At 63.0% G+C, this 13,586-nt stretch carries 12 protein-coding genes; 1 reads left to right on the forward strand and 11 read right to left on the reverse strand.

Translation table 11 applies throughout. The features are described 5' to 3' along the window. The first annotated feature begins 7 nt into the window (after positions 1–7). Positions 8–1,165: an acyltransferase family protein gene (locus tag OCK01_RS00740; protein ID WP_263822276.1), complete on the forward strand. Its 1,158-nt coding sequence runs from the start codon at positions 8–10 to the stop codon at positions 1,163–1,165. A 203-nt stretch (positions 1,166–1,368) separates the two neighbouring features. Here OCK01_RS00740 and OCK01_RS00745 read toward each other — a convergent pair whose 3' ends face one another. The 11 genes from OCK01_RS00745 to OCK01_RS00795 form a co-directional block, all read right to left on the reverse strand. Beyond that, positions 1,369–2,439 carry a BMP family ABC transporter substrate-binding protein gene (locus OCK01_RS00745; protein ID WP_263822277.1) on the reverse strand — a complete coding sequence of 357 codons (1,071 nt, stop codon included), beginning with the start codon at positions 2,437–2,439 and terminating at the stop codon, positions 1,369–1,371. Positions 2,440–2,471: 32 nt separating this feature from the next. Then, complete coding sequence (locus OCK01_RS00750) at positions 2,472–3,392, reverse strand: ABC transporter permease (RefSeq protein WP_182826240.1); 921 nt, start codon at positions 3,390–3,392, stop codon at positions 2,472–2,474. 1 nt (position 3,393) lies between these two features. Further along, positions 3,394–4,485: an ABC transporter permease gene (locus tag OCK01_RS00755; RefSeq protein WP_263822278.1), complete on the reverse strand. Its 1,092-nt coding sequence runs from the start codon at positions 4,483–4,485 to the stop codon at positions 3,394–3,396. Further along, positions 4,475–6,043, reverse strand: a complete 1,569-nt coding sequence (locus OCK01_RS00760; RefSeq protein WP_263822279.1) for an ABC transporter ATP-binding protein — start codon at positions 6,041–6,043, stop codon at positions 4,475–4,477. Before OCK01_RS00760 ends, OCK01_RS00755 begins: the two co-directional genes overlap by 11 nt. A gap of 42 nt (positions 6,044–6,085) precedes the next feature. Then, positions 6,086–7,069, reverse strand: coding sequence for a quinone oxidoreductase family protein (locus OCK01_RS00765; RefSeq protein ID WP_263822280.1), 984 nt, complete (start codon positions 7,067–7,069; stop codon positions 6,086–6,088). A gap of 16 nt (positions 7,070–7,085) precedes the next feature. Then, positions 7,086–7,820, reverse strand: a complete 735-nt coding sequence (pcsA, locus tag OCK01_RS00770; protein ID WP_263822281.1) for a phosphatidylcholine synthase — start codon at positions 7,818–7,820, stop codon at positions 7,086–7,088. A 176-nt stretch (positions 7,821–7,996) separates the two neighbouring features. Then, positions 7,997–10,444 (reverse strand): ATP-dependent Clp protease ATP-binding subunit ClpA, encoded by a 2,448-nt coding sequence (gene clpA, locus OCK01_RS00775; protein ID WP_412178955.1) that lies wholly within the window; start codon positions 10,442–10,444, stop codon positions 7,997–7,999. Between the two features lie 10 nt (positions 10,445–10,454). Then, positions 10,455–10,808, reverse strand: a complete 354-nt coding sequence (gene clpS, locus OCK01_RS00780; RefSeq protein ID WP_182826235.1) for an ATP-dependent Clp protease adapter ClpS — start codon at positions 10,806–10,808, stop codon at positions 10,455–10,457. A gap of 231 nt (positions 10,809–11,039) precedes the next feature. Then, positions 11,040–11,423, reverse strand: coding sequence for a phasin family protein (locus OCK01_RS00785; RefSeq protein WP_182826234.1), 384 nt, complete (start codon positions 11,421–11,423; stop codon positions 11,040–11,042). A gap of 116 nt (positions 11,424–11,539) precedes the next feature. Further along, positions 11,540–12,709 (reverse strand): lipid-A-disaccharide synthase, encoded by a 1,170-nt coding sequence (gene lpxB / locus OCK01_RS00790; protein ID WP_263822282.1) that lies wholly within the window; start codon positions 12,707–12,709, stop codon positions 11,540–11,542. Continuing rightward, positions 12,706–13,578: an LpxI family protein gene (locus OCK01_RS00795; protein WP_263823135.1), complete on the reverse strand. Its 873-nt coding sequence runs from the start codon at positions 13,576–13,578 to the stop codon at positions 12,706–12,708. Before OCK01_RS00795 ends, lpxB begins: the two co-directional genes overlap by 4 nt. Positions 13,579–13,586: the final 8 nt, after the last annotated feature.

Consider the following 13,586-nt stretch of genomic DNA (forward strand, 5'->3'; position numbering starts at 1 on the left):
GCCGCGCATGGCCGATCCCCGGCAACAACTGGGATTTCTCGACGGCTTGCGCGGTTACGCCTCGCTCTGGGTGGTCATCGGCCATGCGATGTTTCTGACAGGCTACAAGGTCGGCCTCTTCGCTCAGCCGGATCTGGCGGTGGAAATCTTCATCATCATCTCCGGCTTCCTGATGACCTACCATTACCAGCTGCGCGAAAGCCGCGAGCCGTGGGATAGGGTTTCGACCTGGACGATCTTCTGGATCCGCCGCTTCTTCCGCATCGCGCCGCTCTATTATGTCTGCCTGGCGCTGGCGCTCTGGTTCGGCCCGCAACTCTGGCAGGACCGGCTGGATGCGGCCGCCATTTTCCCGGGCGGCGTCGAGGAGCAGGTGCGCTACGCCGATCGCTATCTCGATCAGTCGCTCACCAATATCCTCCTGCATGTGAGTTTCATCTTCGGCGCCACCTGGACTCATAATTTCCAGACGCCCCTGCCCGACTGGTCGATCGGGTTGGAGATGCAGTACTACGCCTTTCTGCCTTTGATGATGCTGCTCGTGCTGAAGGGAGGCCGCCTCGTTGCGATCGCCGGTCTGGTCGCGGTGATGTGGGCGTTTGGGAGTTGGCTGCAGGCCAACGGCTTCGTCAAAGGCGCGTTCTCCATGCTGCCGATGAAATTCCACCTCTTCGCGGCCGGGATGCTGATCGCGATGTCGCTGAGAGCCGAGGGTCAGGCGAAATGGCTTTACCTGATGTCCGCCTGCGCCGTCGTCTTCGTGCCTCTCGGCGGCGGACGCGACAGCCTGCACCGCGCGATCAAGATCGGCCTCGTGCTTGCCTTTTTCGCCTTCCTCTATCGCGAGAGCCTGCCGAATGTCGCGCAGAGGGCGCTCGGCGGAGTGGATTGGCTGCTGTCCAACGCGGTGAGCCGCTTCTTCGGCGACGTCTCCTATGGCGTCTATCTGATCCATCTTCTGGTGATGCTTCCGGTCTGCGCCTGGCTGGCGCGCACCCAGCCGGGCCTGTCGCCCGAGCCTCGTTTCGCTGCAGCGCTCGCGCTGACGCTGGCGATCACCTATGGGCTCGCCTATCTCGCCTATCGACTGATCGAACTGCCCGGCATTTCGCTTGGACGTCGTCTCGCCGGCGGCGTTGCAAAACCTGCAGCCCCTCTCGCCTGAGCGATCGGTCCGGTTCGGCCGGTCACCCGTTGTTTCCGGCAATCTCGAGCCCATCCGCCACGGACTTGCGTTTTCTCTTCGGCAAGAAGCGCCGGTGCGAACAAAGGCGAGGCCGAGCCTCGCCTTCCACGTCCCCATGGCGCCACAGAAAAGCCCCGCCGTCGCAGTCGACGGCGGGGCTTTCCGATGAGTGCGAAAGACAATTACTTCGGCAGGTCGCCTTCGACGCCTTCGACGTAGAAGTTCAGGCCGCCGAGCACATCGTCGCCGGCGCTTTCGCCAGCCTTCAGCCATTCGGCGCCGTCCTGCTTCTTCAGCGGGCCGGTGAAGGGCTTGAGTTCGCCCGACTTGATCTTGGCCTCGGTGTCCTCGGCCATCTTCTTCACGTCGTCGGGCATGTTGGTGTAGGGCGCCATGTAGAGGATGCCGTCCTTCAGTCCGTCCCAGCTCATTTCCGACTTCCAGCTGCCGTCGAGGGCCGCGTTGACGCGCTTGACGTAGTAGGCGCCCCAATTGTCGACGATCGCGGTCAGTTGCGCATTCGGGCCGGCCTTGATCATGTCGGAGGCCTGGCCGAACGCCTTGATGCCGCGCTCTTCGGCCACCTGCATCGGGGCGGTGGAATCGGTGTGCTGGGTGATGATGTCGACGCCCTGGTCGATGGCGGCCTTGGCGGCGTCGGCTTCCTTGCCGGCGTCGAACCAGGTGTTGACCCAGATCACTTTCAGCTTGAAGGCCGGGTTGATCGAGCGGGCGCCGATGACGAAGGCGTTGATGCCCTGCACCACTTCCGGGATCGGGAAGGAGGCGATATAGGCGGCTTCGCCCTTCTTCGAGGTCTTCGCGGCGATCTGGCCGAGGATGTAGCGGCCCTCATAGAAGCGCGAATTGTAGGCCGTCAGGTTCGGCGCGGTCTTGTAGCCCGTGGCGTGCTCGAACTTCACCTTGGGGAACTTGGCGGCGACTTTCACGGTCGCATCCATGAAGCCGAAGGAGGTGGTGAAGACGAGGCCGCAGCCGGAACGGGCGAAGCGCTCGATGGCGCGCTCGGCGTCGGGGCCTTCCGGCACGTTTTCGAGATACTGGGTCTCGATCTTGTCGCCCATTTCCTTTTCGAGAAGCTGGCGGCCGATGTCATGGGCCTGGGTCCAGCCGCCGTCGGTCTTGGATCCGACATAGAGGAAGCAGACCTTCAGCTTGTCTGCGGCCTGGGCTTGGATCGAGAAGCCGAGCACGGCGGCGGTGGCGGCGAGGGAGAGAAGGAATTTCTTCATGGGTTTTCCCTGTTGGTTGTTACTCTCTAGGATCATCTGTCGGGAACGAAGGGTTTCCCGAGGGATGCGGGCGTGTTGATCAGCGTCATCCGCCGGTTCTGCGAAATGACGATCAGCACGATGACGGTGGCGGCGTATGGCAGCGCCGACAGGAATTGCGAGGGCACCTCGATGCCGAAGGCCTGGGCGTGCAACTGCCCGATCGACACGGCGCCGAACAGATAGCCGCCCACCAGCAGGCGATAGGGCCGCCAGGAGGCGAACACCACCAGCGCCAGCGCGATCCAGCCGCGTCCGGCGGTCATATTCTCCACCCATTGCGGCGTATAGACCAGCGACAGATAGGCGCCGGCGAGACCGGCGCAGGCGCCGCCGAACACCACCGTCAGATAGCGGATCGGGATGACCTTGATGCCGAGCGCATGCGCCGAGGCGTGGTTGTCGCCGATCGACCGCAGCACGAGGCCGGCGCGGCTCTTGAACAGCATCCAGTTGGCGCCGACGATGAGCGCGATCGACATGTAGAAGATCAGGTCCTGCCGGAACAGGACCGGCCCGATGAAAGGGATGTCGGAGAGCAGCGGGATGGCGATGGGCTGCAGCTTGACGCCCTGCATGCCGACATAGGGCTCGCCGATCATGCCGGACAGGCCGAGGCCGAGAATGGTGAGCGCCAGGCCCGTGGCCACCTGATTAGCGACCAGCGTCAGCGTCAGAAACGCGAACAAGAGCGAGATGGCGGCGCCGGCAAGGATGCCGACCACGATGCCGAGATAGGGGGAGCCGGTCATCTGGCTGGCGGCGAAGGCGCAGACTGCGCCCATGACCATCATGCCTTCGACGCCGAGGTTGAGCACGCCCGCGCGTTCCGTCACCAATTCACCCAGGGAGGCGATGACCAGCGGCGTCGAAGCCGTGATGATGGTGATCAGGATCGATTCCCACACGCCCATGTCAGCCTCCCTTGACCAGTTGGGCGGCCCGCGTCCCCACCAGCCGAATCTTGTAGAGGATCAACGTGTCGCAGGAGAGCACAAAGAACAACAGCAGCCCTTGAAACAGACGCGTGACCTTGTCGGACACGCCGAGCGACAATTGCGCCGCCTCGCCGCCGAGATAGGTCAGCGCCAGGATGAGACCGGAGATGATCGCGCCGATCGGATTGAGCCGGCCCAAAAAAGCAACGATGATGGCGGTGAAGCCATAGCCCGGCGAGATCGACGGACGCAGCTGACCGATCGCGCCGGAGACTTCCGAAATGCCCGCAAGCCCCGCCAGCGCGCCCGACAGCAACATGGAAAACCACACCATGCCCGAGGAGGAGAAGCCGGCGAAGCGCCCTGCCCGCGCCGATTGCCCCAGCACCTTGACCTGATAGCCGCGCAGCGTGAACTCCATCATGAACCACAGCAGCGCGGCGGCGATGATGGCGAAGGCGAAGCCCCAATGGGCGCGGCCTGAATCCGGCCAGATCGGCCCGAGCACGGCGGCGGCGTCGAACAGGCGTGTTTCCGGAAAATTCTGCCCTTCCGGATTGCGCCAGGGGCCGCGCACCAGCCAGTCGAGGAAGAGCTGGGCGATATAGACCAGCATCAAGCTGGTCAGGATCTCGTTGGTGTTGAAGCGCGTCTTGAGAAAAGCGGGAATGGCGGCATAGGCCGCGCCGCCGATCATCCCCATCAGCAGCATCAGCGGCAGCACCAGGGGCGAGTTCCAGCCATAGAAGACCACCGGCAGGATGGAGCCGACGATGCCGCCGAAAATGAACTGTCCCTCGGCCCCGATATTCCAGTTGCCGGCGCGATAGCAGATCGACAGGCCCGCGCCGATCATGATCAGCGGCCCCGCTTTGATGGCCAGTTCATGCAGCGACCATTCCTCGCGGAGCGGATCGATGAAGAACAGATAGAGCGCCTCAAGCGGATCTTTTCCGAGCGCGGCGAACAGGATCGCGCCGCAGATCAGTGTCATAACCAGCGCGATGATCGGCGAGGCGATCGAATAAAAACGCGATGCGCCGGCGCGCTTTTCGAGCTCAATGCGCATGCGCTGCTTCCTTCGCCTTGTCATGCATGCCGCCCATCAGGAGGCCGATCTTTTCACGATTGAGGTCGGCGGCCGGATAAGCGGGCGACAGCGCTCCATCCGAAATCACCGCGATATGGGTGGCGATCTCGAAGATCTCGTCGAGATCCTGGCTGATGGCTACGACCGCCGAGCCCGAGCGGGCGAGATCCACCAGCGCCTGGCGGATGCGGCTTGCCGCGCCCGCGTCCACACCCCAGGTTGGCTGGTTGACCACCAGCAGCGTCGGCTTGCGGTCGAGTTCGCGGCCGACGATGAATTTCTGCAGATTGCCGCCCGACAGCGAGCCGGCGGCGGGGTCCTCGCCGCTTTTTCTCACATCCATGTCGTGACAGATCTTGCGCGACAGCGATCTCACTGCCCCGCCTTTGATAACCTTCAGGAGACCGCCTGTCAGCAGCGAGGCGCGATCCGAGGCGTTGCGCGACAGAACGAGGTTGTCCGACAGGCTCATGCCTGTCACCGCCCCGTGACCGTGGCGTTCCTCGGGCACGAAAGCCCCGCCCATCAGCCGCCGCGCGGAAATGCCGGCGCGGCCGCAGGGCTTGCCCTTTAGCTGGACTGCGTCATGGCTCTCGGCAAGATACTCGCCGGAGAGAATATCGAACAGTTCGCCCTGCCCATTGCCAGCCACGCCCGCAATCGCCAGCACTTCTCCGGCGCGGACACTCAGCGATACGGATTTCAAGGCGACGGCGAAGGGCGTGCGGGCCGCCGCATTGAGCGCGCGCGTCTCCAGCACCACCGCGCCGGCGTCCGCATGGTGCGGCCGCGACACGCTCGCGACATCCGAGCCCACCATCATCCGGGCGAGCGAGGCCGGGGTTTCCTGGCGGGGGTCGCAGGCGCCGGTCACCTTGCCGTGACGCAGCACCGTGGCGCGGTCGCAGATGCGCTGCACCTCTTCGAGCCGATGGCTGATATACAGCACCGAGCGTCCCTCGGCCTTGAGCTTGTCCAGCGTCTCGAACAGCCGGTCGGCCTCCTGCGGCGTCAAGACCGAGGTCGGCTCGTCGAGAATGATCAGCTTGGGATTTTGCAACAGCGCCCGGACGATTTCGATGCGCTGGCGCTCGCCGACCGAGAGATCGGCGACATGCGCATTGGGGTCGAGCGGCAGGCCATAGGCTTCAGACAGCCGGCGCGCTTCTTCGGCGATCTTGGAGAGCGGCGCCTTGCCGTCCAGCGACAGCGCGATGTTTTCGGCCACCGTCAGCGCCTCGAACAGCGAAAAATGCTGGAACACCATGCCGATGCCGGTCTTGCGCGCTTCACCGGGACTGCCGATCGAAATCTGCCGGCCTTCCCAAAGAACGTCGCCCGCGCTCGGCTGCAACACGCCGAACAGCATCTTGACCAGAGTTGATTTGCCGGCGCCGTTTTCGCCGAGAAGCGCGTGAATTTCACCCGGCTCGATCGTAAGGTCTATCGCGCTGCAAGCGGCGAACGAGCCGAACAGCTTGGTTATCCCGCGCACTTCCAGCAGAGGACGCGAGCCCCCCGATTGCGTGTTGACCACGAACCACCCCAGTCTTCGCCGCCCGCCCGGGCCGTTTTGGCCTCAGGGAAGCAGCAGTGTCGTTCCGCTCGTTTTTCTATCTTCCAGATCGGCGTGCACGCGTGCGGCTTCCGCCAAAGGATAGGTTTGGTTGATATTGATAACCACTTTGCGGCTGCGAACAACAGAAAAAAGCGCCCCGGCGCAGTCATCCAGTTCTTTCGGCGTTGCAATATAGTTGAACAATGTCGGCCGCGTTGCAAAGAGCGAACCCTTCTGCGCCAGGATGCCGAGGCTGATCGGCTCGATCGGGCCAGAGGACTGTCCGAAGGACGCCCACAGCCCGCGCGGCTTCAGGCAATCCAGAGAGCCAGGAAACGTATCCTTGCCGACGGAATCATAGACCACGTCGACGCCTTTTCCGCCGGTCAGATCCTTCACCGCCGCGACGAAATCGTCCATGCGGTAGTCGATGACATGGTCATAGCCATGCGCCAGAGCCAGCTTCACCTTATCGGGACCGCCCGCGGTGCCGATCACCGTGGCGCCCAGCGCCTTCGCCCATTGGCCCGCGATCAGGCCGACGCCGCCGGCTGCGGCATGAAACAACAGCACGGTGTCCGGGCCGACCTTGTAGGTGCGGTTGAGCAGATATTCCGCCGTCATGCCTTTCATCATCATGCCGGCGGCGGTGTCGAGCGCGATATCGTCGGGAACCTTGACCAGCTTTGAGGCGGCGATGTTGCGGATCTCGCAATAGGCGCCGTCGACGGCCGGATAGGCGACGCGGTCGCCGATCGCAACGCCCGACACGCCCTCGCCCACTGCGATCACCTCGCCGGCGCCCTCTTTGCCCATCACATAGGGAAAGCCGCCCGGCGCCGGGTAGAGCCCGGTGCGGATATAGGTGTCGATGAAATTGACGCCGATGGCGTGATGGCGGATCTGCGCCTCGCCGGCGGCGGGCGCCGCCACGTCGATCTCGACATGTTCCAGAACATCGCGGCCGCCATGGGCGCGGATGAGGATGGCCTTGCTTTTGGTCACGACGCCTCGCTTGGGTTCATCGCCCGAGTTTGGGGAAAAGCTGCAGGATGAAGCCGATCACATAGAGATAAAGCCCCGTCGCGATCACACCCCACTCCACCCAGTCCGGCGCGCGGAAATGCATGAGCAACGAGATGCCGCCGAGCAGCGACCAGATCAAAAAGACAGCCAGATTGAGCGGGCGCAGCCGTTTGACGCGCACCGGATGCAGAAAATGGATCGGGAAGAAGGTCAGGATGACCGAGATGATCACCACCGAAAAGGCCACGGCCTCGCTGGCGTCGATGACGAACAGGGTGAAGATCACCATGTTCCAGACCACCGGGAAGCCCGAGAAGAAATATTCGTCGGTCTTCATGCCCGTATCGGCGTAGTAGATCGCCGAGGACACCACGATCAGCCCCGCGGCCACGAAGGACCAGGGCTCGCCGATCATATGGCTCTGGTAAAGCGCAAAGGCCGGCAGCAGCACATAGGTCACATAGTCGATGATGTTGTCGAGCGTGTCGCCCGACCAGTTGGGCAGGACTTCCTTGACCCGCACCTTGCGCGCGATGGGGCCGTCGATGCCGTCGACGAGAAGCGCCAGCCCGAGCCACCAGAACATGTCGACGAATCGTTTTTCCGACGCTGCGACCACGCCGAGAAAGGCGAGGAAGGACCCCGACGCCGTCAGCAAATGCACGCAGAAAGCCCGGATTTCAGCATAGGGCGCGGCCTTGTAATTGAACAGGTAGCTGAAAATCCTCATACCCCAGGCCTCTCCCTTGGCAGTCGCCGGCGTCATCCGCCCGAGGTTTTTGATACATGCTGAAAAACGGATGCGCCAGACAAAATCGGCCTTGGGGGTGGTGACGGATGGCCGAAAGCCCGAAACTACAAAGGGCGGGTCTCGCCCCGCCCTTTGCTCATCTTTGCCGGAAAACCTCAGTCTTCCTTCTTGGTCCGGCGCTTGCGCGGCGGCTCCTCGTCGGTGACGGTGGAGGTCTCGACCGCCACCGCCTCCGTCGGCTTGGAGCGCGGCGACTTGCGCGAGGGGGTGGAGGCGACTTCGGCCTCTTCCTTCGGCTTCACCGGCGCATCCGGCAGGGATTCCAGCACGATGCCGGTCTTGCCGTTTTCCTTCTGCCCGATGCTGACGCGCACCACGCCGCCCTTCTTGAGCTTGCCGAACAGGATCTCTTCGGCGAGCGGCTTCTTGATGTTTTCCTGGATCACGCGGCCGAGCGGACGCGCGCCCATCTTTTCGTCGTAACCCTTTTCGGCCAGCCAGTCGGTGGCTTCCTGGGTCAGTTCGAAGGTCACGTTGCGTTCGGCCAGCTGGGTTTCCAGCTGCAGGACGAATTTCTGCACGACCTTGTGCACCACGGTCATCGGCAGCGGCGCAAACGGGATGATCGCGTCGAGGCGGTTGCGGAATTCCGGCGTGAACAGCTTGTTGATCGCCTCGATATCGTCGCCTTCACGGCGCGAGGAGCCGAAACCGATGGCCGAACGGGCCATGTCGGCGGCGCCCGCATTCGTGGTCATGATGAGGATCACGTTGCGGAAGTCGATCTTCTTGCCGTTATTGTCGGTCAGCGTGCCGTTGTCCATCACCTGCAACAGAATGTTGTAGATATCCGGATGCGCCTTCTCGATTTCGTCGAGCAGCAGCACGCAATAGGGATGCTGGTCGACCTGGTCGGACAGGAGACCGCCCTGGTCGAAACCGACATAGCCCGGAGGCGCGCCGATCAGCCTGGAGACCGTATGACGCTCCATATATTCCGACATGTCGAAGCGGATCAACTCGACGCCGAGCGACGAGGCCAGCTGCTTTGCGGCTTCCGTCTTGCCCACGCCGGTCGGACCGGAGAACAGATAGGAGCCGATCGGCTTGTTGGGCTCGCGCAGGCCGGCCCGCGCCAGTTTGATCGCCGAGGTCAGCGCTTCGATGGCGATTTCCTGGCCATAGACCACGGCGCGTAGTTCCTGCTCGAGATTGGAGAGCAGCTCCTCGTCGTCGCGCGACACGGTCTTCGGCGGTATCCGGGCCATGGTCGCGATCGTCGCCTCGATCTCCTTCTCGGTGATCAGCTTGCGGCGTTTGTTGACCGGCAGCAACATTTGCGAGGCGCCGGTTTCATCGATCACGTCGATCGCCTTGTCCGGCAGCTTGCGGTCGGTGATGTAGCGCGCCGACAGCTCCACCGCCGCCTTGATGGCGTCGTTGGAATAACGCAGGTGGTGGAACTCCTCGAAATAGGGCTTCAGGCCCTTGATGATCTCGATGGCGTCGTCGATGTTCGGCTCGTTTACGTCGATCTTCTGGAAGCGACGCACCAGCGCCCGGTCCTTTTCGAAGAACTGGCGATATTCCTTATAGGTCGTCGAGCCGATGCAGCGGATCGCGCCGGAAGACAGAGCCGGCTTCAAGAGGTTCGACGCGTCCATGGCGCCGCCCGAAGTTGCGCCCGCGCCGATCACCGTATGGATCTCGTCGATGAACAGCACCGCGCCCGGGAAATCCTCGAGTTCCTTGACGACCTGCTTCAGACGCTCTTCGAAATCGCCGCGATAGCGGGTGCCGGCGAGCAGCGTGCCCATGTCGAGCGAGAAGATCGTCGCGTCGAGCAGCGCCTCGGGCACCTGCTTTTCGACAATGCGCTTGGCGAGACCCTCGGCGATCGCCGTCTTGCCGACGCCGGGATCGCCGACATAGAGCGGGTTGTTCTTCGACCGACGGCACAGGATCTGGATCGTGCGGTTGACCTCGGAATGACGCCCGATCAGGGGATCGATACGGCCGTTCCTGGCTTTTTCATTGAGGTTGACGCAATAGGCTTTCAGCGCGTCCTGCGGCTTCTTCTGCGCGTCGTCGCCTTCCTTGGCCGCCTTGGCGTCCTGGGTTTCTTCCTCCACGCCCTTGGGCGAACGCACTTCGCCGCCGCCCGGACGCTTGGCGATGCCGTGCGAGATGTAGTTGACCGCATCGTAGCGGGTCATGTCCTGCTCCTGCAGGAAATAGGCGGCATGGCTCTCGCGCTCGGCGAAGATCGCCACCAGCACATTGGCGCCGGTCACTTCTTCGCGTCCAGAGGACTGAACATGGATCACCGCGCGCTGGATGACGCGCTGGAAGCCGGAAGTCGGTTTGGAATCCTCGTCATAGCCGGTGGCGAGGTTGGCGAGATCGTTGTCGACATAGTCGGTAACGGTCTTGCGCAGTTTGTCGAGATCGACGCTGCATGCCCGCATCACCGCGGCGGCGTCGCCGTCGTCGATCAGGGAAAGCAGCAAATGTTCGAGGGTCGCATATTCGTGGCGGCGTTCATTGGCGAGGGTTAGCGCCCGGTGAAGGGCCTTTTCAAGGCTTGATGAGAATGTGGGCACGATCAGAACCTCATTTCTTTTCCATGACGCATTGCAGGGGATGCTGATGCTCGCGGGCGAAATCCATGACCTGCATCACCTTCGTTTCCGCGACTTCATAGGTATAGACGCCGCACTCTCCTACTCCGTGATTGTGCACCTGGAGCATGATGCGCGTGGCGGCTTCCTTGTCTTTCTGAAAAAAACGCTCGAGGACATGGATGACGAAGTCCATCGGCGTGTAGTCGTCATTCAAAAGCAAGACGCGGTAAAGGCTGGGTTTTTTGACCTTGGGCTGAACGCGCGTGATCACGGAGGTGCCCTTGTTGCCAGAGAACCCGTCCCGTTCGCCTTCGCCCTGCATGCGGTATGCGTGGATATTCATGTGTGCCGTAAAACCTGCCGTAACTGCGACTGCATCCCAAGTCGGAATGCAACGCACTATGTGGTGTCCCGAAGCGCCATTTTAAGGCCCTTTCATCAGGCCGCAATAATAATTAACCAGGCTTTACCGGAAATGACGTCGTGCGCCTGATGGTCCACGCTTTTGACCGAGCGCAAACGAAAAAGGCCGCCCCTGAAAGGAGCGGCCGGCGAAACGTTGAAGTCGGAATGATCAGGCGGCGGCCGAAGCGGCGGCGCTGGTCATCTTCTCGGCCTTCGTCTTGACGATTTCGGCTGCGGCGGGAACCACGTTCTCAACCGGCTTGTAGGCGTCCTTGGCCAGATCGGCGTACATCTCGCTGAGCTTGGTCATTTCCGACACATAGCCTTCGAGCGCCGATTTGGTGAAATTGGTCTGCAGTTCGATGGCGGCTTCGAAGCTCTTCACGCCCATCAGCGCCTGCATATGGGCGACGGCGGATTCGAAGGACTTCTTGGAGTATTCGCTGGTCTCCGAGGCGATCGCCTGGAAGCCCTTGGCCGTGGTCGAATAGCTTTTCAGCATCTTGTCCATGGCGTCCTTGCCGAACATATTGGCGTCGTCGAATTTGAACATGAATGGTCTCCTTCCCATTTCCGTTGCTGCTAATACTTAGGTGCAGCGCACAAAAAAGTCAAGAATTCTGCCGCGTCGCAATATCCGATTTGCGCCATGTGCCTGATTGGAAAGGGTTAATTTTTCAACTTCTCGCTGATTTTCGCAAGCACAATCTCGGCGGCGACCTCGGCCGGAAGCCGCGGCGCAGTCATGCGGTCGAACACATCACGGAACCCGGCGAGCATCGCTGTCCTGTCCAGGGAGGGGCGCATCAATTGCGCCAGCGACCGCGCCAGCATCGAGGGCCGAATGAACTCGTCGAAATATTCGGGAATGACCGGGCGATCAGCGATAAGGTTCGGCAGCGCCGCGCTCCAGACCTTGATGCGGTTGAGCACCAGCCGGATCAGCACATCGGTCTTGTAGGTGGAAATGGTCGGTATGCCGCACAGCGCCAGTTCGAGCAGCACGGTGCCTGAGGCGGCCAGCGCGACATCGGCGCTGGAAAAGGCCGCCCATTTGCTCTCTTCGCCGACGAAGATCTCGGGCTTCTCCTCCCAATCGGCAATGATTGAGCGGACCATCTCTTCCTTGTGCGGCACGGTGGCGATGACGAAGCAAGCATCAGGATTGGCGGCGCGCATCTGGCGCGCCGTCTCGCCAAAGATCGGCAGAAGGCGCTTCACCTCATGGCTGCGGGAACCCGGCAGCAACAGCACGGTCTTCCGCGCCGGCTCTGCAGCGTTCCAGCGGGCCTCGTTGGCCGCCCTGGCCGAAAGCACCTGCGGCAGATAGCGAAGCCGGTGGCCGATATAGGTGGTCTCGGGTCCGCCGAGGCGGCGCATCACCTCGGGTTCGAACGGCAGCACCGCCAGCACATGGTCGACATAGGCGCGCATAGCCGCGGCGCGGTATTCCTTCCAAGCCCAGACGCTGGGGCAGACATAATCGACGACCGGAAGATCGGGCAGCGCCTTGCGCACGCGCTTGGCGACGCGATGGGTGAAATCCGGGCTGTCGACGATCACCAGCACATCGGGCTTGGCGGCGATGATGGCGTCGGCCGTCCTGCGGATCAGCGACAGCAGGCGCGGCAGTTTCTTGATCACGGCGACGAAGCCCATGATCGAAATTTCCGAGAATTCGAAGAGGGAAGCAAGACCTTCGCGGGTGAGCGCCGGACCGCCCACGCCCACCAGTTCGACCGGCCGACCGCTCTGCGTCTTCACCGCCGCGACCAGGTCCGCGCCCAGCAGGTCGCCGGAAGATTCGCCGGCGACGATGCCGATGCGAAGCGGTCTCATGCGCCGCCCTCCCCGATTTCTGGCTCGAGCCCGAACACGAAGACGCCCAACTGGTCGGCGAGCGCCCGCGCCTCGGGCGCGTCGAGCAGCAGCGAGCGGCCGGCCTCGAGCGCGATGCCCGCCAGTCCTGCTTCCGCCGCCGCCGTCACCGTGCGGAGACCCGCCGACGGCAGGTCGACGCGCATGTCCTGGCCGGGCTTGCAGAGTTTCACCAGCACACCCTTGCGCTTCGCGGAGACGCGGCCCGCCGCCTTGAGATCCCGCACCCGCGCGACCATCGCGTCGGTGCCCTCGGGCCCCTCCAGCGCCACGACGCGGCCGCCGACGGCGATCGCGCCCTGACCGATATCAAGCGCGCCGATCAACCGGGCCGCGCGCACGGCCGCGGCGATATCCTTGCGCGCGGCGTCATCCGGGGCAATCGCGCCGAGCGAACCAGTCTGGGCGAGAAGATCCGGCGCGACCTCATGGGCGCCGATGACGCGACGCCCGGGCGCCTCCAGAAACTCGATGACGGCGGTCAGCACCGTATTGTCGCCGCCGCCGGTGAGCTTGCGGATCACGCCGGGAATCTTGGCGAGTCCAGCCCAGCCGAGCCTCACCTCGCGGATCGGCGGTCGACGGGAGACGCCGCCCGACATGATGATCCTGTCGACGCCCAGTTCCTCGGCCATGCGCTTGAAGCGGGCTATGTCGCCGAGTCCGATCGCGACATGGTCATAGGCCGACCAATCGCCGTCCGCTTCGCCTTGCAGCGCAAAAATGAACGGCTTTTCGCCGGCGACGGACGCCGCATCGGCCACATATTGGGGAAGCTTGCCGCTGCCTGCGATGATCGCCAGCCGGCCCTTGTCGCCCGCCCCGACCATCTGAGCCG

The organism is Rhizobium sp. TRM95796 (genome assembly GCF_025779995.1).
In the GTDB taxonomy this organism is placed as follows: domain Bacteria; phylum Pseudomonadota; class Alphaproteobacteria; order Rhizobiales; family Rhizobiaceae; genus Rhizobium_E.